15 protein-coding genes and 1 tRNA gene are annotated in these 22,042 nt (G+C 71.2%); 7 read left to right on the forward strand and 9 right to left on the reverse strand.

Annotated elements, in window-relative coordinates:
• Positions 1-25: 25 nt before the first annotated feature.
• A complete protein-coding gene (locus HUG12_RS19845) occupies positions 26-1,198 on the reverse strand; it encodes a substrate-binding domain-containing protein (protein WP_179270436.1) in 1,173 nt (390 codons plus the stop codon).
• Between the two features lie 438 nt (positions 1,199-1,636).
• Complete coding sequence (locus HUG12_RS19850; protein WP_179270437.1) at positions 1,637-3,250, reverse strand: thiamine pyrophosphate-requiring protein; 1,614 nt, start codon at positions 3,248-3,250, stop codon at positions 1,637-1,639.
• Between the two features lie 258 nt (positions 3,251-3,508).
• Between HUG12_RS19850 and HUG12_RS19855 the strand changes: the two genes are divergently transcribed.
• Together HUG12_RS19855 and HUG12_RS19860 are read left to right on the forward strand one after the other, a co-directional pair.
• The gene (locus tag HUG12_RS19855) at positions 3,509-4,630 is read left to right on the forward strand and encodes a thiolase C-terminal domain-containing protein (RefSeq protein WP_179270708.1); all 1,122 of its coding nucleotides are present in this window, start codon (positions 3,509-3,511) and stop codon (positions 4,628-4,630) included.
• A complete protein-coding gene (locus HUG12_RS19860; protein ID WP_179270438.1) occupies positions 4,627-4,959 on the forward strand; it encodes a Zn-ribbon domain-containing OB-fold protein in 333 nt (110 codons plus the stop codon). Before HUG12_RS19855 ends, HUG12_RS19860 begins: the two co-directional genes overlap by 4 nt.
• A gap of 13 nt (positions 4,960-4,972) precedes the next feature.
• Here HUG12_RS19860 and HUG12_RS19865 read toward each other — a convergent pair whose 3' ends face one another.
• From HUG12_RS19865 to HUG12_RS19885, 5 genes are all read right to left on the reverse strand, one after another.
• On the reverse strand, positions 4,973-5,383 hold the full coding sequence (locus HUG12_RS19865) for a cupin domain-containing protein (RefSeq protein ID WP_179270439.1): 411 nt from the start codon (positions 5,381-5,383) through the stop codon (positions 4,973-4,975).
• A gap of 60 nt (positions 5,384-5,443) precedes the next feature.
• Positions 5,444-5,827 carry a VOC family protein gene (locus HUG12_RS19870; protein WP_179270440.1) on the reverse strand — a complete coding sequence of 128 codons (384 nt, stop codon included), beginning with the start codon at positions 5,825-5,827 and terminating at the stop codon, positions 5,444-5,446.
• A gap of 64 nt (positions 5,828-5,891) precedes the next feature.
• Positions 5,892-7,160 (reverse strand): CaiB/BaiF CoA transferase family protein, encoded by a 1,269-nt coding sequence (locus tag HUG12_RS19875; RefSeq protein WP_179270441.1) that lies wholly within the window; start codon positions 7,158-7,160, stop codon positions 5,892-5,894.
• A 1,400-nt stretch (positions 7,161-8,560) separates the two neighbouring features.
• On the reverse strand, positions 8,561-9,838 hold the full coding sequence (locus HUG12_RS19880; protein WP_179270442.1) for a hypothetical protein: 1,278 nt from the start codon (positions 9,836-9,838) through the stop codon (positions 8,561-8,563).
• Between the two features lie 288 nt (positions 9,839-10,126).
• Positions 10,127-10,211: transfer RNA gene (locus HUG12_RS19885), tRNA-Ser, on the reverse strand.
• Positions 10,212-10,327: 116 nt separating this feature from the next.
• Between HUG12_RS19885 and HUG12_RS19890 the strand changes: the two genes are divergently transcribed.
• Positions 10,328-11,290, forward strand: a complete 963-nt coding sequence (locus HUG12_RS19890) for an AAA family ATPase (protein WP_179270443.1) — start codon at positions 10,328-10,330, stop codon at positions 11,288-11,290.
• A 21-nt stretch (positions 11,291-11,311) separates the two neighbouring features.
• On the opposite strand, the gene HUG12_RS19895 is transcribed toward HUG12_RS19890, so the two are convergent.
• Together HUG12_RS19895 and HUG12_RS19900 are read right to left on the reverse strand one after the other, a co-directional pair.
• Positions 11,312-16,192 carry a multicopper oxidase domain-containing protein gene (locus HUG12_RS19895; RefSeq protein WP_179270444.1) on the reverse strand — a complete coding sequence of 1,627 codons (4,881 nt, stop codon included), beginning with the start codon at positions 16,190-16,192 and terminating at the stop codon, positions 11,312-11,314.
• A gap of 114 nt (positions 16,193-16,306) precedes the next feature.
• Positions 16,307-17,296, reverse strand: coding sequence for a hypothetical protein (locus HUG12_RS19900; RefSeq protein ID WP_179270445.1), 990 nt, complete (start codon positions 17,294-17,296; stop codon positions 16,307-16,309).
• Positions 17,297-17,519: 223 nt separating this feature from the next.
• Here HUG12_RS19900 and HUG12_RS19905 point away from each other — a divergent pair, with 223 nt between their 5' ends.
• The 4 genes from HUG12_RS19905 to HUG12_RS19920 all read left to right on the forward strand — a co-directional run bounded on the left by HUG12_RS19905 (position 17,520) and on the right by HUG12_RS19920 (position 22,024).
• A complete protein-coding gene (locus HUG12_RS19905; protein WP_179270446.1) occupies positions 17,520-18,422 on the forward strand; it encodes an ABC transporter ATP-binding protein in 903 nt (300 codons plus the stop codon).
• Entirely contained in the window at positions 18,412-19,647 is a 1,236-nt protein-coding gene (locus HUG12_RS19910; RefSeq protein WP_179270447.1) for an ABC transporter permease, read from the forward strand. The genes HUG12_RS19905 and HUG12_RS19910 overlap by 11 nt, the downstream gene beginning before the upstream one ends.
• Positions 19,644-20,858 (forward strand): ABC transporter permease, encoded by a 1,215-nt coding sequence (locus tag HUG12_RS19915; protein ID WP_179270448.1) that lies wholly within the window; start codon positions 19,644-19,646, stop codon positions 20,856-20,858. Before HUG12_RS19910 ends, HUG12_RS19915 begins: the two co-directional genes overlap by 4 nt.
• 122 nt (positions 20,859-20,980) lie before the next feature.
• Positions 20,981-22,024, forward strand: coding sequence for a plastocyanin/azurin family copper-binding protein (locus tag HUG12_RS19920; RefSeq protein ID WP_179270449.1), 1,044 nt, complete (start codon positions 20,981-20,983; stop codon positions 22,022-22,024).
• Positions 22,025-22,042: the final 18 nt, after the last annotated feature.

Here is a 22,042-nt window from a genome sequence, read left to right on the forward strand (position 1 = left end):
AGCCATAAAGATTGTGGTCCGGAGGTTACTCGGAGTTCTGCTCGACGAGTTCGATGATGTTGAACTCGTCGTAGGCGGCGAAGGCGTCGTCGATCCGGGCGTTGGCCGCCTCGGGCCCCTCGTAGAACGTCGGGTTCCCCGTCTCCTCGGTCCACTGGGAGGTCCGGTCGTCGTTCACCGCCTCCTCCAGCGCGGTCGTCCAGCCCTGGATGATCTCGTCGTCGGTCTCCGGCGGGGCGTACATCCCACGGCTGAGGCCGCCGACGAAGTCGATCTCCGGGTAGCCGAGGTCGGTCACCGAGTCGATGTCGGGGTAGACGTCGGTCCCGTCGCTCACGAAGGAGACGACCGGGTAGATGTTCCCCCCGTCGACGACCGACTGGGTGCCCGCGTCCGTCCCGATGCCGGCCGGCACCTCGTTGCTGGCCACCGCCTGGGAGATGGGGCCGGTTCCGGTGTAGGTGACGCGCTGTTCCCACTGCCAATCGTACTCCTCGAGCTCGTACTTGGCGAGCAGGACGATGACGTCCTGTGAGCTCCCCGGCGACTGGACGCCGATGTTCTGCCACTCGCCCGAGTTGTACTTCTGGATGACGTCGTCGAACGTCTGGACCTCGTCCTCGTACTGGCTGTTCACGACGAGACACCAGGCCGACTGGCCGAACACGCCGATCCCCCTGGAGTCCCGCTGGTCGAACCCGGGGTCCTCGAGGAGCTGTGGCGCCACCTCCAGCGGCGTCGCGCTCCCGAGGATGGTGTGGCCGTCGGGCTCGGCCGTCATCAGCTGGCCGAACCCGTTCAGCCCGCCGGCGCCGGGGACGTTGTCGATCTGGATCTGCTGACCGGCCGCGTCGATGAGTTGTTCCTGGATACCGCGGGCGTACACGTCCGTGCCGCCACCCTCGTCGTAGGGGACGATGTACCGGACGGTCTGTTCCGGTTGCCAGACGTCGGCGCCGCCGTTGCCGTCGCCGTTCCCGCCGCCGTTTCCACCGCCGTTGCCGTCGCCGTTCCCGCCGCCGTTTCCACCGCCGTTGCCGTCGCCGTTCCCGCCGCCGTTTCCGCCGCCGTTCCCGCCCTCGGAACAGCCGGCCAGCGCCGCGACGGATCCGGCACCCGTCAGCTTCAGGAACCGACGCCTGCTGGCCGGGGGGGTCTCGGTGCTCGATTCTGCCGTGTCTCGGTGTGGTTCTTCCATGGGTTCGTCACGCTCCGTGGTGTTCGCAGTCGACGCCAGCGATGGCGAAGCCACCGTACCGACGTCCGTTCGGTCGGGTGATACGCCGTGTGGTATCACCTGACATCACTGCATCACAGGAGTACGATATGGAACGATCATCATAATTGTTTCGGTGGTTACCAGTCCACCGAGGAGGCGGGGCGGTCCGGGGTCCACGAGGGGAGGGGAACTCCGGGATTAGGATTCGATTAATCGAGGCGATACTCGCGACCGTCGAGCCGTCCGACGACGAGCGCGGAACCGGTCAGACCGCGTACGTTCGCCGTCGCTCGGCCCGGGGACGGACGGGAACCGCCGGCCTCGTGGTCGTGACCGCGCAGAAACCGTTCGTCCCGCCGTTCGACCCCGGGTCCGGATCGGGGTCGGGCGGCGGGACGCTGATCGAATCGGGGACGGTTAGCCGTCGAGGTCCGGCCGGGACAGCTCCGTCTCCTTCGCCGTGATGACCTCGAGCAGGGCGGGCGTCCCCTCCTCCGTCTCCGCGATCGCACGCTCCAGCGCGGGCGCGACCTCGTCCGGGTCCTCGACGCGCTCGCCGTACCCGCCCAGCGCCGTCGCCACGTCGGCGAAGTCGCCCGAGAACGGCGTGTCGTACGCCGCCATCTCGTAGTTGTTCAGGTGGATCGACAGGATGGGGATGTCCTCCCTCGCGGCGGTCTCGAAGTCGAGCCCCGTCATCCCGATCGCGCCGTCGCCCCAGAGGTTGATACAGAGCTTCTCCGGGTGGACCAGCTTCGCGCCCATGGCGAGCCCCAGCCCGTACCCGAGCTGGGTCGTCTTCCCCCAGCCGATGTACGACAGCGGCTCGGTCGACTCCCAGAACGGCGCGAGGAAGTCGCGCGGGTTCCCGGCGTCGTGGGTGATGATCGCGTCCTCGGCGTCGACGACCTCGGTCAGCTCGTGGACCACGCGGTACGGGTTGATCGGCGTCTCGTCGGAGGTGAGCTTCGGCCGCCACTCGTCGAGCCACGCATCGCGGACCTCCTCGATCTCGGCGGCGACGTCGTCGAACCGGCCGCGCGATCCGCCGTCGAGCCGTTCGCCGACCGCGTCGACCAGCGCCTCGAGGGTCAGCCGGGCGTCGCCGACGAGCGCGTGGTCCGCGTGGACGTCCTTGTTGACGTCCGTGGAGTCGAGCGTCGAGTGGACGATGGCGTTGTCCTCGGGCACCGTGATGCCGTACGCGGTCGAGGTGAAGCTACAGCCGACGCCGAAGAGGACGTCCGCCTCGCGGAGGAAGTGCGCGAGCTGGCCGGGCTCGCTCTTGCTCCCGGCGCCGAGCGACAGCGGATGCGTCTCGGGGAACGCGCTCTTGCCGTTGAGGCTCGTGGCGACCGGCGCCTCGAGCGTCTCCGCCAGCTCGCGGAGCGCGTCCCAGCCCTTCGCGTAGTGGACGCCCTGCCCCGCGAAGATCACCGGCCGGTCGGCCTCCAGCAGCACGTCGGCGACTTCGTCGACCCCCGACGGGTCGGGACCGGGCCGACTCACGGAGGGCCGCTCGTACTCGAAGTCGGGCACGTCCTCGTAGAAGACGTCCTTCGGGACCTCCACGACGGCCGGCCGGGGACGGCCGTTCCGCGCCGCGTTGAACGCACGTCGCATGGTCTCCCCGACGGCGTCGGGATCCGTGAGCTGTTCGCACGTCTTGCTCACGTGCTGGTAGTTGACGAGCGAGTTGAACTTCGGGTCGACGTCCGTCTTCGCCCGGTCGTAGCCCGCCGGGATCGCCACGAGCGGCGCGGACTCGCCGTACGCCTGGGCGATCGCGCCGAACGAGTTCTCCGTCCCGGGCCCGTGCTGGCAGGCGAACGCGGCGATCCCCTCGCCCGACGTCATCCGGCCGACGGCGTCGGCCATGTGTGCGGCCGTCCGCTCCTGACGGGTGATGATCGTCCGGATGCCGACCTCCTCGGCGGCCCCCGTGTCGAACAGCGGGTTGCTCGGGAACCCGAACAGGTACTCTACACCTTCCTCCTTCAGCGATTGTGCGATCGCAGTAGTGACGTCCATCTGTTCTCGTCCTACAGTAGGAGTCCGCGGAAGTGTACATAAAACTAGTCCAGCGCCCGATTTCCCGACGCGGGAGCCGAGCACGTCGGGGCGTTCGCGGTCGTCACCGCGTATCCGTCCCCTACCCACCCACCCGAACCGCAATTATAAATCGTTGGACACGGTAGACGACCCACGGTGTCAACGAACGACGGCGGGACCGGTTCGGGAGAGGCGTCCCGACCGGAACCGGTCGTGTCGGCCGTCACCGGGGTCGGGATGACTCCGTTCGCCGGCCGACACGACCGATCACTCCGGTCGCTCCTGGAGGACGCGGCGGAGCGAGCGCTCGCCGACGCCGCGCTCGCCCCGTCGGCGGTCGACTCGATACACGTCGGGAACATGGCGGCGGAGGCGTTCACCGGCCGCTCCGGTCTCGGGAACTCCCTGGCCGGCAGCATCGGCGCGATGGGCGCCTCGGCGCGCCGGATCGAGAACACCAGCGCCAGCGGCGCGAGCGCGTTCCTCGACGGCGTCGCCGCGGTCGAGTCGGGGCGCGCCGAGACGGCGCTGGTCGTCGGCGGCGAGCGGATGTCGGCGGCCGACACGGCGACCGCGACCGAGATCATCAGCCGCATCACCCACGACAGGGAGTACCGGCACGGCGTCACCCTCCCCTCGTTCGCGGGGCTCGCGGCCGACCGGTACCTGCGGGAGTACGACGCGACCCGCGAGGACCTCGCGCGCGTCGCGGTGAAGAACCACGCCAACGCCGCCGCCAACCCCTACGCGCAGTTCACCGACCCGGTCGAGGTCGACGACGTGCTCTCGTCCCCGCCGATCGCGACGCCCCTCCGGCTGTACGACTGCTGCCCGACGGGCGACGGCGCGGCCGCCGTCGTGATCGCGGCCGACGGGCGGGACGGCGACGCGGTCGAGGTGGCCGCCTGCCGGAGCGCCGTCGGCACCCACGCGGTCGCGGACCGGGCCGACCCGTTGCTGATCGAGAGCGTGCGGCGCGCGGGCGAACGGGCGTACGAGGGCGCCGGAATCGGCCCCGACCGCGTCGACGTCGCCTGCATCCACGACGCGTTCACGATCCTCGAGTGGCTCGAGATGGAGGAGCTGGGGCTGGCCCCCGCCGGCGAGGCCTGGCGGCTCACCCGGGAGGGCCGTACGGCGGTCGGCGGCGACCTCCCGGTCAACCCCGGCGGCGGTCTCAAGGCCCGGGGGCACCCGCTCGGAGCCACCGGCGTCTCGCAGCTGGTGGAGTTGGTCTGGCAGCTACGCGGGGAAGCGCCAGCCGAGCGGTCCGTCGAGGACCCGGAGTACGGGCTCGCCGTCAACGTCGCCGGGTTCGGAAACAACAGCGTGTGCACGATCCTGCGGGGGCGGCCGTGACGGTCGCGTTCGAGTGTGACGACTGCGGCCGCCGGACCTTTTACGCGAAGCGGCGGTGTCCCGACTGCGGGGGCGACGCGTGGGGGGAGGTCGACCCCGGAACCGGGGAGCTCCTCGCGACGACGACGGTCCACGTCACGCCGGACGGCGTCCGCGAGCCGAACGACATCGGGCTGGCCGCGTTTCCGGGCGGCGCGAACGTCGTCGCGCAGCTGGGGGCGGACCTCGCGGTCGGCGACGCAGTACGGCTGGCGGGCGACCACGAACTCCGGAGGGGCGAGGACGGCGCGCTCCGCGGCGGGCGACTCGTCGCCGCCGACTCCCGCTGACCCGGCGGGACGGTCACTCCCGTTCGGCCTTCAGTTCCTCGAGCGTCGCCACCCGTTCGACGGGGTAGCGCCCGTCCGGCGGCCAGCCGACCGCGACGACGCGACACGGCTCCTCGAACGGGTTGTGGACGAGGTGGACTCCGTCCGGGCCGGCGTCGAACCTGACGACGGTGTCGGGCTCGGCGACGAACCCGTCGTCGGCCACCTCCACGCGACAGCGTCCGGAGGCGACGTAGACGAGTTCCGCCTGGTTCGGGTGGTAGTGGAAGTGGTTCTGCGAGAGCCGCTCCCCGGGGTCGAGGACGGCGACGTTGAGGTTGAACGCGTCGATCCCCAGCTCCGGCGACAGCTGCCACCGCCGTCCGGGTTTCTCCTCGTTGTGCTCCAGTTCGTCCGGGAGAACGCGCTTCCAGCCGTCGGACATGGACGGTCGTTCGTCGGGGGGGTATTAAACTGGTCGGCGGGCGCCGTTCCGCCGGGCCGATCACTCCCCGTACCGGGCGAGTTCGACGAGGTTGCCGTCCGGGTCGGTGACGTACACGGACTCCATCCGCCCGCGTGCGCCCGCCTTCTCGACCGGGCCGTGGACGACCTCGACGTCCGATTCCCGGAGCCGTTCGCGCACGGACGCGATCGGTTCGTCCACGACGAGACAGAAGTCGGCGGTCCCGGGCTCGGGACGGCTGGCGTGGGGCGAGTAGACGTCGTCCGCCGGGTGGAGGTTGAGCTTCGCGTCGCCGAACGAGACGGCCCGACGCCCGCCGGCGAACGTCTCCGCGGTCCCGCCGATGGCCTCCGTGTAGAAGGCGATCGTTCGCTCGACGTCCGCGACGGTCAACACGAGGTGGTCGATCCCGCTGACGGTCATCCGGGCGATTCCCTCCCCACCTCGGAGGGGTCCCGCGGCGGCACGGGGTCGCCCGGGAACACGGCTACTCCCCCGCCGGGGGGATGGCCCCCTCCGCCTCGAGTTCGGCGATGCGCTCCTCGTCGTAGCCGAGCGCGAGGAGGACGTCGACCGTGTCCTCGCCGAGCATCGGGGGCGCCTCGTCGAAGCCGGACCCGGCCCGTTCGTAGTTGAGCGGGTGTTCGATGACCGGGATCTCTCCGGCCGCCGGATGGTCGATCGAGCCGACCACCCCCCGGGCGTCCACCTGTTCGCTCTCCAGCGCCTCGTCGACCTCGTACACCGGGCCGACGGGGAGGCCGTGTTCGTCGGCCAGGAGGTCGACCCACTCGTCGGTCGTCCGCTCCGCGAGTTCGGCGGTCAGTTCCGCCTCGAGTTCGTCCATGTGGCTCACGCGGTCGGCGTTGGTTCGGAAGCGGTCGTCCTCGGTGAGGTCCTCCCGATCGATCGCCTCGCAGAACCCCTCCCACAGCCGCTGGTTCCCGCAGGCGACGTTGAGGTAGCCGTCCGCCGTCGGGTACATCTGGTAGGGCGCCAGCACGGGGTCCTTCGTCCCCATCCGCCCCGTCTCCTCGCCGACGAACGCCTTCCCGGCCTGCTTCGTGAGCCAGGGGAGCGTCGCGTCGAGCATCCCGAGCTCCACCCGCTCGCCCTCGCCGGTCCGTTCCCGGTTGTACAGCGCGTTCGTGATGCCGAACGCCGCCCACATCGCCGTGATGAGGTCGGTCTGGGGGAGGCCGACCTTGGTCGGCGGGTTGTCGGGGTAGCCCGTCACGCTCATGATGCCGCTCATCCCCTGCACGAGGAGGTCGTAGCCGGGTCGCTCGCTCCACGGGCCGGTCTCGCCGAACGCGGAGATGGAACAGTAGACGAGGTCGTCCCTGCGTCCGCGGAGCGTGTCGTAGTCCACCCCGAGTCGCTCGGCGGTCCCCGGCCGGAAGTTCTCGACGAACACGTCCGCCTCGGCGACGAGGTCGTACAGCGCCTCGAGACCGGCGTCGTTCTTGAGGTTCAGTTCGACGCTCCGCTTCCCGTAGTTCACCGTCCAGAAGTACGGCGACTCCCCCTCCGGCGCGGCCGCCCGCCCCGGCCCGTCGTACCCCTCGACGTCGACGAACGGCGGGCCGGAGTACCGGGAGTCGTCGCCCACGCCGGGCCGTTCCACCTTCACTACCTCCGCCCCCTGGTTCGCCAGCATCAGGGTGGCGAACCCGCCGGTGACGAACGTCGTGAGATCGACCACGGTGACGTCCTCGAGCAGGCGCGACCGCTCGCGCTGGCCGCTGGTATTCATACCTACGAGTTCCGGGAGGGGAGGTTAAAACTACTGGTGCGATCGACCGGTCACTCCTCGAAGGTGTCCGTCGCCGCCGCTCACCGTCCTGTGATGGAATCCCGGATGTTCGGATGGTCTGTTCGAGTGGTGCCCGGTCGCTGACGGCGAGCCGCCCTCCTCGGCGGGCGGAACGGTCGAGGACGAGTCGAGTCCCGCGTTTCCGACGTACCCTCCGCGGACCCCGCGAACCCGCATGTTCGGACCGGACGGCCGCGGAGCGCCGCTGTCGACGACCGGGACCCGCCGTACCGAGCGACGAGTGGAGCCGGCCCGCCTGCCTCCCTCGTCGGCCGGGTCCGTCGAACGCGTCGCGGGCGCTCGTCGTCCAGGTAGCCCACGAGCAGCATGGGGTGGGCGACGACACGGGCCACGGGCCGTTCACACCGTTGCTGCGCGAAATCGCCACTGCTTCCCGTATGTTAGGATTTCAATCGCGGACGTCGACGTCGGTATTACACAACTACGTTCGTAATTGGCTCGTCCCGCTAACCGATCCGATCTCCCCGTTCGTGGTCGTTTCGGCCGTCGAGAGCCCCGAACCCCGTTCGTCGGACCGCTACCGCGCGAACCGTGGCGACGCCGGAGCGGACACGGCAGGTCCCGGACCGCGTAGCGTCCCCTGAGACGCCGCGAGTGCGCCGTCGTCGGGGCGGCGGGGTCGTCCCCGGTTCAGGGCAACATCGGTCCGTCGGGGGAACCGGTTCCGTGATCCACCGGACCCCGTCGAACCGATCTGAAACGTACGATGGTTTTCATGATCGAAAAACGAAATTATTTCCGATATGAATCCGGTCCGAACTCGGATCGCCGGGGCGCTGGAACCACGACGGGTCGGCGACGATCGGGGCGATCGCGCTCTCGACGAAGCACGCCCCGCCACGCGTCGTATCGCGGTTCGGGCCCGGACCGGCCCTCCGAGCGACGATGAAGCCGGAACGCGGCCGAAGCACCGTCGTAGTCGAACCGCCGTCGTGGCCGAATCACCGTTTCGGCCCTCGAACCCGCCTTCCAGCGCCGATGCCTCCGGTGTACGCGCCCGGACGGACCGCGTGGACGTGGCAGGCCGAGACCGAAGGGTGGAAGCCTTGGCTTCGGTCCCTTGGGCGCTCAAGCTCCGGTTCCGCTGCGCGGACGCCCGTCGGCCGAGTACGCGTCGACCGATTCGCGCGTCCGCCTGTTCTCGGCACACATACCGACATCTAGTGTATTATCGGATTCTTATCAATCGGCCGCAGCGTCGCCGACGTCGTCACGTCCATCCCGGTTCCTCGACTCCCCGGCCCGGGTCGAACGGGTCGGGGGCGTCGGCCGGCAAACGGCCGGCCAACCGGACGGTGAACGGAAGCGCGGACGCCCGGCTACCCGCGGACCACGAGCCAGGCGCCCGACCCCCAGAGCGCGACGGAGACCGCCAGGGCGAACAGGTGGAGCTCCGACAGCCAGAAGGGGACCGGAACGACGTGGTGGAGCGCGGCGAGCAGCGCCGACAGGACCGGAACGTCGTGCGACGCGCCCCCGACGGATCCGTCCCCGACCGTCGAACCGTCGACGTCCCGCTCCAGGCCGGGTTGCTCGCCGTGCGGGAGTACGTCCGCCTCGTAGGGGAGCGCCTCGGTGGCGTAGCTCCGGACCAGGCTCCCGTTCCCGTCGACGACGACCACGCGGTCGTTCCTGGTGTCGGTGATCACCGTGTTCCCGCTCGGCAGCCGGTCGGCGTCCCGGGGCCAGTCGAAGGTCATCGCGCCGGTCCCGTACAGCGCCCACGCGACCTCCCACTCGTCGCTGGTCCCGCTCCGGCGGAGTTCGACGACGCGGTGGTTCTCGGAGTCGGCCACGAGCACCCGGCCGGGACCGATCCACTGGGGGTTGTGCTGGCGGTTCAGCACGTCCGGGTCCTGGTCTGCGTTGATCACCTCGACGACCTCGCCCCCGCCGTCGTCGGTCCGCTCGACGATCAGGAGCTGGTTCGCGTTGCGCACTGAGACGAGGTATCGGCCCTCGCCGATGCGGTCGACGTCGTTGATGTGCAGCCAGTCCTCAGTCGTCGGGTCCGACGGCGCTTCGTAGTGCTCGCTCGCGTTCCAGGTCCAGATACGCTCCCCCGTCGAGTGGTTGTACACGAAGATGCTTTCGTACTCCATGTCGGCGACCAGCACGTCGCCGGACGGGAGCCGCTCGGCGTCGTGCACCTCGCTGTCCTTCCGCGTGCGGACCGGGTAGCTCCACTCGGAGACGACCCGCGGCTCCGGGTCGGGGTCGATGATGCGAACGCCCGTGTGCTTGCACGGCGACTCGTACTCGCCGCACTGCTCGTAGCCGTCGTCGGCGAACGTCGTCAACACCGTGCCGTCCTCGAGCATCTGGACGTTCTGGTAGCTGATGGCGGTGCCGCCGGTCCCCCCGTCGTACGTCCACGCGACGGTGCCGTTCGCGTGGAGTTCGGTCACGTTCCCGCGCGGGCCGGGGCCCTGGACCCCGACGAGCACGGAGGTGTCGCTCTCGTCGACCGCGTCGTCGGGCGCGGGGCTGTTACGGTCGGGCGTGAGCGCCCAGGCTCCGCCGAACACCCCCGCCGAGAGCAGGACTCCGGCGAGGATGAGTGCTCCGCCCCTTCGTAGCGACGTGCCGCGTTTCATGTCCAATTTCGTCGGCATCCCTTGACCGGTAGTCGTCGGCCCCGGCCGGCCGCGTCGGGGTTCCGTCGGGGTCGGTATCGAGTGACGCGGCGGACCGGCCTTGTACGTTGACGTTGCAGACGCCGTTTCGACCGCGAGCGGTCGGACGCAGCGGACGAAGCGTCGGAGCGTCGAACCCCGGCGAGCGGGTCGCTCGCCCGCACTGTGACGCGTCGGCGCGGCTCTCCCGGAACGTCGTTCGGCGGCGTGGCTTCGCGATTCGCTCGTCGCGTTGCGCCGTCGGAGAAGCGCCGAGGGGGAGATTTGAACTCCCGAGTCCGAATGGACAGCAGATTTCGAATCTGCCGCCTTGGCCAGGCTAGGCTACCTCGGCTCGTTCGATGGAAGACGGGACAGCGTTTAATCCGTTTCGGTTTCGGAAACGGGCCGCCGGTCGACCCCGGGGGCCGACCCCCCCAAGTTATTCGTGGCGGCGTGCTCACGGCCCGCATGGACGTATCCGACGCGAGCGCGGCCTGTTCGGACGTGCTCTCCGCCCTCCGCGGCGCCATCATCGCCGAAGACGCCTTCTTCGAGGAGATCCTCCTCGGACTCCTCTCCGGGGGCCACGTGCTCATCGAGGACGTTCCCGGCACGGGGAAGACGCTCACCGCGCGGTCGTTCGCCACCGCGCTGGGGCTCTCGTTCTCCCGCGTCCAGTTCACGCCGGACCTCCTCCCGTCGGACGTCACGGGGACGAACGTGTTCGACGAGGGCGCCGGCGAGTTCGAGTTCAGCGAGGGGCCGGTGTTCGCGAACGTCGTGCTCGCCGACGAGATCAACCGCGCCCCGCCGAAGACGCAGGCGGCGCTGCTGGAGGCGATGGAGGAGGAGCAGGTGACCGTCGACGGCGAGACGTACGACCTCCCGTCGCCGTTCTTCCTCATCGCGACCCAGAACCCCGTCGAACAGGAGGGGAACTTCCCGCTGCCCGAGGCACAGCTGGACCGCTTCAACGTGAAGACCTCGATGGGCTACCCGGAACTCGACGGCGAGGTCGAACTGCTCCGCCGCCGCGCCGGCCGGGTCGAGCGCGACCCCTCCGTCGAGCGGGTGCTCGACGAGGAGCGCGTCGTCGGCGTCCGGGAGGCGCCCGAGTCGGTGCGCGTGGACGACGACCTGCTGGAGTACATGGCCGCGGTCAGCGGGGCGACCCGGGAGGACCGGCGGGTCTCGGTCGGCGTCTCGCCGCGGGGCACCCAGCGGCTGTTCGAGGCCGCCCGCTCGGCGGCGGTGCTCTCGGACCGCGAGTTCGTCACGCCCGACGACGTGAAGCGCATCGCCCAGCCGGCGCTGGCCCACCGCCTGGTGCTCACGCCGGACGCGCGGGTCGACGACGTCGCGAAGGGCGACGTGCTCGCGGACGTCCTCGACCGGGTCGAGGTGCCCACCGTCCGGAGCGCCGGGGCCTGAGGCCGGCGGGGCGTCCGAATCCTACTCGAACAGCGACTCGCAGCCGTCGACGACGACGCGGGGGCCGTCCTCGAGGTCGATCGCGAGTTCGAGCGAGCCGTCCCCGTCGACGTCCGCGGCCGTGACGGTGATGGCCACCTTCGCGCCCTCGCCCGCGTCGCCCTCCCCGTCGACCAGCGTGACGTCGACGTCGCCGGAGCGTTTCTCGCCCGCGTCGAACTCGAGCTTCGAGAGCGGGTTCTCCGACTTCCGGGAGTCGCAGTTCCCGACGGCGACCGTGGCGTCGGTGACGAGCCCCAGAAGCGTGTCGAGGTCGTCGATCCCGAGGTCGTCGCTCAGCCGGACCGTGGCGGTCCCGTGCTCGTGCTCGTCGTCGTGGAGCGTCCCGACGACCTCGACGTCGGCGCCGGTCAGGTCCGTGATCGACTTCTCGTCGACCGGGCCGAGGAACACGTACAGCGCCGAGGCGTCCTCGGACCCGCGGACGCTGTCCGGGACGAGGACGACGAGGTCCTTCGTCCCGTCGCCGGTGAGGTCGCCCCGGGCGGTCACCCAGCCGATCCGCTCGTCGACCGGGATGCCCGTCGCCCGGTCCGGGAGCGGCTGGACCGGCGTCCGAAAGTCCTCGGGGTCCTCGCGCACCCGGAAGATGCCCCACCAGCCGGCCTCGAGCTTGCGGCGCTGTCTGAGTTCCTGGTAGATGAAGTCGCCCGTGCTCTCGGCCATGCCGCCGGCGCCGCCGAACGGTTCGATGCGGTCGGGCTTGCCGACCGTGAACCGGTCGTCCACGCCGGCGTCCTCGGACTCCTCGACGCCCCTGAGCTGGTTCCACTGGTGGGCCGCGAGGTGGAACACGAGCCCGTCGGCCTTGTCCGCGGCCAGGTGGACGTCGAAGGCCACCGGGTCGCCGAGCAGCGCGCGCGGCAGCGGCGTCGCGGGGTCGCCGTGGACGTCGGAGTCGTACACCTGGTACTGGTCGTCGTCCTCCTCGAACCGCCGGACGAACGGCTCCGAGCGGTAGTCGATGGCCCAGTAGCCGTGGTCCTCGGGATCGCCGAGTTGGTTGCACGGGTCGTCCGGGTCGACCTCCTCGTCGTGGCCCGGGGGCACCACGCAGTCGTCGGGGTCGTCCTCGTTCACGATGTACTGTCCGTCCGCGAACGTGAGCGAGAACGCGCGGTAGTCGTCTCCGTCCGGGAGCTTCACCATCGCCGAGGGGGCCCGGCCCTGTGGCGCCGGTTCGGCCGTCGTGGGGTCGACGTACTCGGCGTTCTCCTCGCTGACGACGATGCGGCCGTACGCGCCGTGGTGGCGGTTGCTCCGGGCGTCCCCGTGGTCCGTGAGGATGCTCGCCCCGACGTAGCCGTTGGCGTACCATCTGTAGGTGATGGACTCGCCCGGACCGACCGTCTGGTCCCAGTTGAAGCCGGCCGTCGCCCCGTCGGACCCGAGGACGTTGTACTTTACCCCGGTCGGGTGCAACGAGACGCGCTCGGACCGCTCCCAGTCGACGCCCACGTCGCCCTCGCCCGTCTGCATCTCGGGGTCCGCGTGGGGGCCCTCGATCGCGTCGTAGTCGACGTCGTTCGTCAGCGTGACCTCGATGCAGTCGTTCGCGTTCGCGCGCAGCGAGAGCGGCATCGGGGCGCGCGTCCCGTCGCGGACCTCGTCGACGTGCTCATCGAGCTCGTAGATGATCGCGTGGGGGTCGTGGTCACCGTACTCGTTGTACCGGATATCCGCGTCGATCGCCGACACCTCGAACTGGCGGTGCGTGGCGTCGTCCGGGCACGGATCGCCCGGCCGCGGCGCCGTCGGCGGCGGGTTCCCGTCGATGGCGTCGTTCCGCCGCGCGTCCTTGTCCGACGGGTACGTCCGGTCGCAGTCCTCGGAGTACAGCAGCCGGGCGAGCTGGCCGTGCTCGCTCCAGTCGAAGTCGCTGTGGGGCGCCGGGTGCCCCATCTCCTTCAGCTCCTTTCGGGAGATGGAGTCGTCGGGGGCGCCCCGGTCCGGGAGCGGTTCGAGGTGGTCGACCGCCCCGCCGAACGTGCGGAACAGCCCCCACATCCCGTCCCAGAGGTCGTCGACGACCGTCGATCCGTACAGGTAGTCCCTGATCGGCAACCCGGACGGGTTCTCGTATAGCGCCTCGAACAGGTCGCCGTCCTCGGCGTAGTCCTCCTCGGCCATGACGTCCAGCGTGAACGCCTCGGAGGTGCCGATGATCTGGGAGGTCGCGTCCTGCGGGTCGAGCCCCTCGGGGTCGATCCGACGGCCGTGGAACTCGAAGTTGTGCTGCTCCTCGTAGGCGGCCTGCCAGAGCCGGACCCTGACGGGGTCGTTCTCGTAGGCCTCCAGCACCGGCGTCGTCGGGTCGCCGTGGACGTACGAGGAGTGGACGTACGCCGGGTCGCTGTCGTCGCGGGTGTAGTAGGGCGTGTTCCGGTAGTTGATCGCCATCACGCCCGCGTTCTCGTTGTGCTCGGCGTCCTTGTTGACGAGTTCGCCGTCGCGGTCGACGAGCGGGGCGAAGTCCTGGTAGGCGAGGCAGAACTCGCGGAAGTCCTCGCCGTTCTCGGTCCGGATGATCGCCTGCGTGCCGCTACGGATGGGGTCGCCGCTGTAGGGGTCGAGCCACTCCGACTCCGGTGGTTCGACCACGAGCGAGGCGAACGGGCCGTGCATCACGTCGTCGATGCCGGTGATGTGGTCGTGGAAGAAGATGGTCCCCTCCTCGTCCGCATACCAGCGGTAGCGCATCTCCCCGCCGGGTTCGGTGTCCTGGCGGTAGTTGAACCCGGTGGCGAGCGAGTCGGAGCCGAGCACGTCGTAGGAGACGAAGTGGATGTGGTTCGACTTGCCGCCCTCCTCGATGGGGACGCTCTCGGGGAGCCCCTCGTCGCCCTCCGGGAACCTGTCGGCCGGGATGGCGGCGATGTTCTCGTCGGTCACCTCGTTCTTGAAGGTGACGTCGATGCAGTCGCCGACGTTCGCGCGGACGACCAGCGGTTCCGGGTTCATCTTCCCCTCCCGCACGAGGTCCGCGTGCTCCTCCAGGACGTAGACGATGCCGTTGGGGTCGTGGTGGCCGTCGTCGTTGTAGACGACGTCCGCGGGGAGCGCCACGATGGTGTACTCCCGCGTCTCGCCCTCGAAGACCGGTTCGAACCCCTCGATGTCGGGTTCGCAGGGATCGGCGTAGGGCGCGCCGGGGAGGATGTCGTCGCCGTTGCGGGTGAGCGCCTCCTCCTCGTCGGGTTCGGGGTCGCGGAAGTCGTCGAGGCCCGCGGCGCCGTACGGCGGGTACGGCGGCGCCTCGCCGAACTCGCCGGGGATGAACTCCGGGAACCCTTCGACGTCCGAGTCCGCCGGAATCGGCGGGTCGTTGTCCGGAAGCTTTTGCAGTCCCTTCCGCTCCTTGTCGAGCACGCGCATGAGCCCCCACATCCCGTCTCCGTAGTGGGGGAACAGGTGGCAGTGGAACAGGTAGTCGCCGGGGCTCCCGTGGGCGCCGCCTGCGCCGACTCGGAACGCATCCTCGAACGGCATGTCCGGGCGGACCGAGGTGAAGTCCCTGATGGCGCCCCGCGGCATGCCGTACGCCGAGATGTACGGGGCGCTGTACGTCGACCCCTGCCCGATGGTCTGGGAGTCGACCGTGTCGGACCCGTCGTCCGGCGGCGTCTCCTTCCAGCGGTGGCCGTGGAGGTGGTGGACGTGGTTCTCCTCGATGGAGGCGCCGACGGCCGTGACCATGACCGGGTCGCCGAGGTACATCGGGTAGGCGTTGTCGCCGCCGCCGGGGTCGCCGTGGACCCACGAGTTGTAGAACGGATTGTCCTCACCCTCCGGGATGCGGTTGCCGGTGGGGTCCGCGCGGTAGTTGATGGCGTGGACCGTCTGGGGTTCGTCGCTGTCCGGGTACGTGAGCTGTCCGCCGTCCCGGGTCTCGATCCCCTCCGGGGTGTGGTAGTGGATGAGGAAGTGCCGGAAGCTCAGGTCCGGGACGAACCCGTTCTCCACCGCCAGGTCGGAGATGTCCTCGGGGACGTGGATGTCGGCCTGCACGCGTCCCTGGGTCTCCTCGCCCGTGTACGGGTCCGTCCAGGTCGTCCCCTTCGGGAGGACGGTGACCGAGCCGAACAGGCCGCGGGAGACCAGGTTCGCCTTCTGGGGCGGCTCGTCGGCGCTGTCGAACGCCTGGTTCGCGCCGTCCTGGAAGAAGTGCACGCCGAAGGCGTCGGCGTGCCACCGGTAGGTGATGGAGTCGCCGGGCGCGACCGTCGTGTCGGGGTTCTCCCCGACGTTCATCCCGTCGGACTCCTTCACGTCGTACGGGAGTCCCGCCTGGTGGATGGAGGCGCGTCGGTCGAGGTCGTTGTGGAACTCGACCTCGATCACGTCGCCGAAGTTGGCGCGCAGCGACAGCGGCTGGAGGACCCGCGTGTCGCCGTCGGCACGCAGTTTCTCCGGGATGTCGTCACAGAAGCAGTCCTCGTCCTCGTCCTCGAAGACGACGTTGTTGCCGCAGGGAACCTTGCCCGAAAGGTCGCGGATCTCCTTCAGGTCCTCCTTCAGGGCGTACATCACGCCAACCGGCTGGTGGAGCCCGTAGCGATTGAAGACGATGTCCACGTCGATGGCGTGGACCTCGAAGTGGCGGACCTGCCCGTCCTCGGGCTCCTCGGGGACGTCGCCCGCGCGGTCGTCCTCGCCCGCGTTCGCGTGGCCGCTGGCCAGCCCCGCGGTCGTCGCGAGGGCCCCGCTTCCCTTCAGGAACGTCCGTCGTGGCAGCGTCGTTCCGCCGTCGTCGGAGGATGCGGCCCCGTCGCCGAGGTCGCCGACGTCCGGTAACTTACCACTTCGATTCACCTCGTCCGCGACATCGTTGTCGGGTGGCATGCATCAACCGTACCGAATACGTCAGCATTGTAATCAGATAGATAACGACCACAAGCGTGACGTTACCGACGAATATGGTCCCTCTACCCGTCGGAACGGCCGCGCCCCGGGGCGTCAGCGGATCCCGCCCGTCCGCCGGCGCAGGTAGGCGTACCCGACGAGCACGGCGGCTCCCCCCACCCCGAGCGGGAGCAGGCTCCCGTTCCCGGGTCGGCCGGGCGCGCCGTCCTCCCCCGACGGGTCCGACGCGCCGTCGCCCGACTCCTCCCCCTCGCCGGGCGTGATGACGTCCGACTGCGTCGTCCCGGTCGGGGTGTCCGTGCCGTCCGCCGCGGAGCCGTCGTCGGCGCCTCCCGACCCGCTTCCCGACGCCGAACCGGAGCCGCCCTCGACCGGTTCGTCGGTGACGCGGAGCGCGTGTTCGTCGCTCGTGCCGAGCGGCTCCTGACGGCCGTAGACCACCCGTTCGCCGTGGGCGGTCGCGACGAGCGTGTACTCGCCAGGGTCGAGGTCGGCGAGGTCGAGGGTGGCGACGTACCGGCCGTCGCCCTGGCGGTCGGCCACGGCCGAGACCGTCTCCTCGCCGTTCCAGGCGACCACCGTCACGCGGTCCGGGCTCCCGGTCGACTGCCCGGGGGCGACCGAGACCGCGACCGACGTCTCGGTCCCGGCCTCCGCCGCCCCGGGCGCGTCCACCTCGACGTCGTAGCCGTCGATCACGACCGGATGGACCGCGCGGACCGTCTCCCCGTCACGGAGGACGAGGAGGTACGCGCCCGCCTCGAAGCCGTCGGTCTCGAGTTCCGTCCGCTCGCCCGCCGCCGCGTCCGCGCGGGTCACGATGCGGCGCTCCGAGTCGTACAGGAGCAGTTCGTACGGGCCCTCGTCCGGCGCCGTGACCTCGACGTCGAGGGCGTCGCCGGGTTCGACGCTCGCGACCTCGGAGACGGCGAACTCCTCGCCGTCGACCGGAACCGTCCGGTTCGGCGTGTCGACGCTCCCCGCGACGGAGAGCCCGTACTCCGGCGCTGCGCCGACGCCGCCCGCCGCCAGTACACCGCCCAGAACGCACGCCAGGATGATCGCCGCGGTCGTTCGTCGCATGGCCGACCGTAGACGCCTCGCCGTGATTGGAATGACCCGGCTAACCTCCCGTCCCGACGAGCGGCGGTCCGCCCCCCTCCGATCCGACCGACTCCCCTGCGACGGGCACGGTCGCGGACCCGACCGGGGAGCCGGCCCGGAAACCACGCGCCGTCCGCGGCCGTCGCGCCGGGGTTACCCGGGCCATACTAACGTCGGTTCGGGGGGACGTCGGGACGACTCGATGTCGAACGCCGAACGACTCCACAGGTCCCGCCGCGAACGGTCCGGCACAGCGGACGCCGACGACGAAGCGCTGGTCCGGTGTCGCGGGCTCACGCGCAGGTTCCGGCGCGGCGGGGGCGGCCTCCTCGGCCGGTCCGGATCGTCGACGACCGTGACGGCCGTCGACGGCGTCTCGATGGACGTCGCGCCCGGCGAGTTCGTCGGCGTCGCCGGCCCGAGCGGGAGCGGGAAGTCGACCCTGCTGCACCTGCTCGCGGGGCTCGACGTGCCCACGTCCGGGACGGTGACGCTCGCCGGGGCGGACACCGGCTCCCTCTCCGAGCGGGAGCGCGCGCGGCTCAGGCTCGACCGCGTCGGGATCGTCTTCCAGCGGTTCCGGCTCCTCCCGGCGCTGTCGGCGCGTGCGAACGTGGCGGTGCCGCTCGTCGAGCGCGGCGTGCCGAAGGCCGCCCGCCGGGAGCGAGCGACGGAACTGCTCGAACGGGTCGGCCTCGGCGACCGCACGACGCACAGGCCGGGGGAGCTGAGCGGCGGCGAACGGCAGCGCGTCGCGGTCGCCCGCGCGCTCGTGAACGACCCGGACCTCCTCGTCGCCGACGAGCCGACCGGCGAACTCGACACCGCCGCCGGCGAGCGGGTGCTCGCGCTGTTCGAGGAACTCGCGTCCGACCGTGCGGTCGTCCTCGCGTCACACGACTCGCAGGCGCTCTCGCGGGCCGACCGGCTCGTCCACCTCAGGGACGGGCGCGTCGTGGACGGCGAGGACCCGGCCGACCGGGCCGGGGACGTCGTGGCCGACCGGAACGGGACCGACGCGGACGACCGGGACGCGAACGTCTCCGGCGGCCGGGGGACGAACGGGGTGGCCGGCCGAAACGGGAGCGACGAGGATGCCGCGTAGGCTCCGGCGGCGGGCCGCGCTCCTCGCGCTCGGCGTCCGGCGCGTCGTCGGCCGCACCCTCGTCGTCTCACCGCGTCGGTTCCTGTCGAGCGTGCTGGCGGTCGCGATCGCGGTCGGCTTCGTGGTGACCGTCTCGGGGGTCGCGCTGGGGCTCGCCGCGGGATCGACCGTCGAGAGCCCGTCGGTGGACTACTGGATCGTCCCGGAGGACGGGGGCGACGGGCCGACGGCCCTGCCGGTCGGCGGGTCGCGGCTCGGCGAGGTCCACGGGACGGCCGCCCGGCTGAACGCCGACGATCGGATCGACCACGCGACGCCCGTCCTCGTCGCCCCCCTGGCCGTCGAGAACCCCCGGACCGGCGAACGGGAGTACGTCGTGGCGCTCGGGCTCGTCCCGGCCGGCGACGGGACGCGCGTCTCCGGGCTCTCGACCGACCACCTCCGACCCGGCGACCCCCACTACGCCGACGGGGGGTACGACGGTGACTGGACCGGCGAGGCGGTGCTCAACCCCGCCGCGGCCGAGCGACTCGGCGTCGACGCGGGGGACGAACTCCGCGACGGCTCCGGGTCGGGGGACCGTTCGCTCGCCGTGACCGCCGTCGACGACGGCCCCGGGGCCGTCGGCGGGGGGATGGTCCCGCTCGCGCTCGTCCACCTGAGCGAGCTACAGGCGCTCACGGGCGCGGACGCGGGAGACCAGGCCGACCAGCTCCTCGTCCGGACGGACTCGCGGGACGTCAAGCCGACCCTCGCCGCCGCCTACCCGCGGACGAAGGTCGTCCCGAGCGACGGGTTCTCCGCGACGGCCGTCGCCGAGTCCGAGCGCGCGCTCGCGATCGGCCTCGCGGCCTCCCTCGTCGCGCTCGTCGTCGGCGTCCTCTTCGTGGCCACGGTGATGGGGCTCGAGGTCACCGCCGACCGGGAGCAGCTCGCCGTTCTCGACGCCGTCGGGTTCTCCCCGGCGTCCCGCGGGCTGGTCGTCCTCGCGGAGACGCTCGCCGTCGCCGCCTGCGGCGGCGTCTGCGGCGTGCTCCTCGGCGGCGCCGGCATCGTCGCGACGAACGCCGTCGCCGGCCACGTCCTCTCGGTCCCGTCCGTGGCGCGGTTCCACGTCGCGCTCGTCGGCTACGGCGTCGGCCTCGCCGTGCTCGTGGGGCTCCTCGCCGCGCCGTACCCGCTGTTGCTCGCCCGCCGGGCCTCGCGGGAGGGGGTGACACGGTGACCGCGCGGGCGCTCTCCCGCGTCCGGGGGCTCGTCGGCGTCGCCGTCGCCGTCCTGCGACACGACCGGGGGCGGACGGCGCTGGCCGTCGCGGGCATCGCGGTGGCCGTCCTCGCCACGACGTCGCTCGCGAGCGTCGGCGTCGGCGTCGTCGAGACCGGGACCGAGAAGTTCGACGCGGCCGACCGGGACCTCTGGGTGACCGGCGGGCCGGTCGGGCTGGCACCCGGCACGGTCGGCGGCTTCGAGAACACCGTGACCGACGCACACGCGCTCTCCCGGGACCTCGAACGGCGCGAGGAGGTCCGGTCGGCGGTCCCCATGTCGTTCCAGACCGTGTACGTGGGAACGGACGGCTCGGACCTGGAGACGGTCGTGGGCGTGGGCGTCCCCGGCGGCGGTCCCTCGGTCGGCGTCTCGGAGGGCCGCGGGTTCGAGCGCGACGACGTCCACTACGCCGACGGGGGCTACGACGGGCCGATGACCAACGCCGTCGTCGTCGACCCCCGGACCGCCGAGCGGTTCGACCTCGAACCCGGCGACACGCTCCACGTCGGCGGGACGGTCGCGGCCGCCCGCTCGAACGAGTTCACCGTCGTTGGCGTCTCGTCGACGTTCTCCGGCTACGTCGGGACGCCGACGGTGGCGCTCCACCTCGCCGAACTACAGACGCTCACGGGGACGGCCGCGACGGACCGCGCGACGCTCGTCACCGTCCGCCTCGAGGAGGGCGCCGACCCCGCCCGGGTCGAGCAGTCCCTGCAGGAGGAGTACCCCGAGTACGAGTTCCGGACGAACCGCGACCAGCTGCGTGCGACGCTCGGCCGGGAGGCGGTCGTGCTCGCCAGCGGCGCGAGCCTCGTCGTTCTCGCGGTGGTCGCGGGGATCGCGCTCTCGCTCAACCTCCTGCTGTCGTTCTGTCACCAGCAGCGCGAGGAGCTCCGGGCGCTGAAGGCGCTCGGCTGCTCGTCGCGGACGCTGGTCGGAATCGGGGTCGCCCAGGCGCTCGTGCTCGGCGCGCTCGGCGGCGCGCTCGGGCTCGCCCTCACCTACCCAGCGACGGTCGGGCTCGAGTTCGCGGTGTCCGCGGCCGTGGGCTACGAGGGGCTGGTCCGGACGCCGACCTCCGTGCTCGCGGTCGGCGCCGGCCTCTCGCTCGGGACGAGTTCGCTCGGCGCCGCGGTCGCCGCGTGGCAGGTCGGCCGGCTGTAGCCGGCGGGCGACCCCCCGAACCGGTCGTCCCGTCGACCGGTCGCCGGCACGTGGACTCGACGCGGGGTTACCTTTCCCCTGCAGGGAGACGACACAAGGTCCCCGACACGGAAACAGGTGGTATGAATCAGCGACGACGGCGGTTCCTCGGAGCGGTAGCCGGCACGGCGACGGCGGGTCTCGTGGGGGTGGCGGGGTACGCGAGACGGTCGAACGCGGGGAGCGGAGCCGCCCGGACGCAGGGCGGGACCGTGCTGATGAGCGCCCGGCAGGGGAACGTCTACGACCCGGTCGGCCTGTACGTCGAGCCCGGCGCGACCGTCGTCTGGGAACTGGAGAGCGGCGTCCACTCGTCGACGTCCTACGAGGACAGGATCCCGGAGGGAGCCGAACCGTGGGACACCGGCATCGTCTCGGAACCCGGCGCGACCGTCTCGCGGACGTTCGAGGTGGAGGGAACGTACGACTACTACTGTCTCCCGCACCGGGCGAACGGGATGGTCGGCCGCATCGTCGTGGGAACGCCCGGCGGCCCGGCCGAGGGGAGCATGCCGACCGACGGCCCCGTCCCGGAGAGCCAGCGGATCGTCCAGGAGGGGTCCGTCGCGGCCGGCGGCCTGGGGACGGGCAGGATACTGATCACCTACGAGGGGGAGGTCTCGCCGGGCAACGCCGTCACGATCACCGCGACCCTGGACGGCGAACCCGTCGTCGGCGCGAACGTCTTCCAGCGTGGCGCGGAGGGCGACGACGAGTGGACGCTCGTGGGGACGACCGACGAGAACGGCCGGCTGCAGGTCACGATCCCGTCGTCGGGCGACCGCGCGGGCGACCTCCGCGTCAGGATCCGCCAGGGCGAGCGCGAGGGCGAACTCGAGGTGGAGCCCGGCGGCTCGGGCGACAGCCAGGAGGGCCCGATCAGGGTCGACTACAGCGGTACCGTCTCGCCGGGCGCGACCGTGACCATCACGGCGACCCTGAACGGCGAGCCGGTGGTCGGCGCGGACGTGTTCGTCCGGGACGGGGACGACGAACGGCAGCTGGTCGGGCAGACCGACGAGAACGGCCAGCTCCAGGTCACGGTGCCGGCCGAGGGGGACAACGCCGGGGAGCTCGACGTCCAGGTGCGACGGGGCGAACTCGAGGGGGAGCTCGAGGTCGGGTGAGGACCGGACGGGCGATCG

The sequence above is a fragment of the Halorarum salinum genome (assembly GCF_013402875.1).
Classification (GTDB): Archaea; Halobacteriota; Halobacteria; order Halobacteriales; family Haloferacaceae; genus Halorarum; species Halorarum salinum.

Excerpts from the sequence above, each read along its gene's own strand:
- HUG12_RS19845 (WP_179270436.1), bottom strand. The coding sequence starts at position 1,198 with ATGGAAGAACCACACCGAGACACGGCAGAATCGAGCACCGAGACCCCC.
- HUG12_RS19910 (WP_179270447.1), top strand. The coding sequence starts at position 18,412 with ATGCCGCGTAGGCTCCGGCGGCGGGCCGCGCTCCTCGCGCTCGGCGTC.
- HUG12_RS19905 (WP_179270446.1), top strand. The coding sequence starts at position 17,520 with ATGTCGAACGCCGAACGACTCCACAGGTCCCGCCGCGAACGGTCCGGC.
- HUG12_RS19870 (WP_179270440.1), bottom strand. The coding sequence starts at position 5,827 with ATGACCGTCAGCGGGATCGACCACCTCGTGTTGACCGTCGCGGACGTC.
- HUG12_RS19855 (WP_179270708.1), top strand. The coding sequence starts at position 3,509 with ATGACTCCGTTCGCCGGCCGACACGACCGATCACTCCGGTCGCTCCTG.
- HUG12_RS19900 (WP_179270445.1), bottom strand. The coding sequence starts at position 17,296 with ATGCGACGAACGACCGCGGCGATCATCCTGGCGTGCGTTCTGGGCGGT.
- HUG12_RS19875 (WP_179270441.1), bottom strand. The coding sequence starts at position 7,160 with ATGAATACCAGCGGCCAGCGCGAGCGGTCGCGCCTGCTCGAGGACGTC.
- HUG12_RS19850 (WP_179270437.1), bottom strand. The coding sequence starts at position 3,250 with ATGGACGTCACTACTGCGATCGCACAATCGCTGAAGGAGGAAGGTGTA.
- HUG12_RS19880 (WP_179270442.1), bottom strand. The coding sequence starts at position 9,838 with ATGAAACGCGGCACGTCGCTACGAAGGGGCGGAGCACTCATCCTCGCC.
- HUG12_RS19920 (WP_179270449.1), top strand. The coding sequence starts at position 20,981 with ATGAATCAGCGACGACGGCGGTTCCTCGGAGCGGTAGCCGGCACGGCG.
- HUG12_RS19895 (WP_179270444.1), bottom strand. The coding sequence starts at position 16,192 with ATGCCACCCGACAACGATGTCGCGGACGAGGTGAATCGAAGTGGTAAG.
- HUG12_RS19865 (WP_179270439.1), bottom strand. The coding sequence starts at position 5,383 with ATGTCCGACGGCTGGAAGCGCGTTCTCCCGGACGAACTGGAGCACAAC.
- HUG12_RS19890 (WP_179270443.1), top strand. The coding sequence starts at position 10,328 with ATGGACGTATCCGACGCGAGCGCGGCCTGTTCGGACGTGCTCTCCGCC.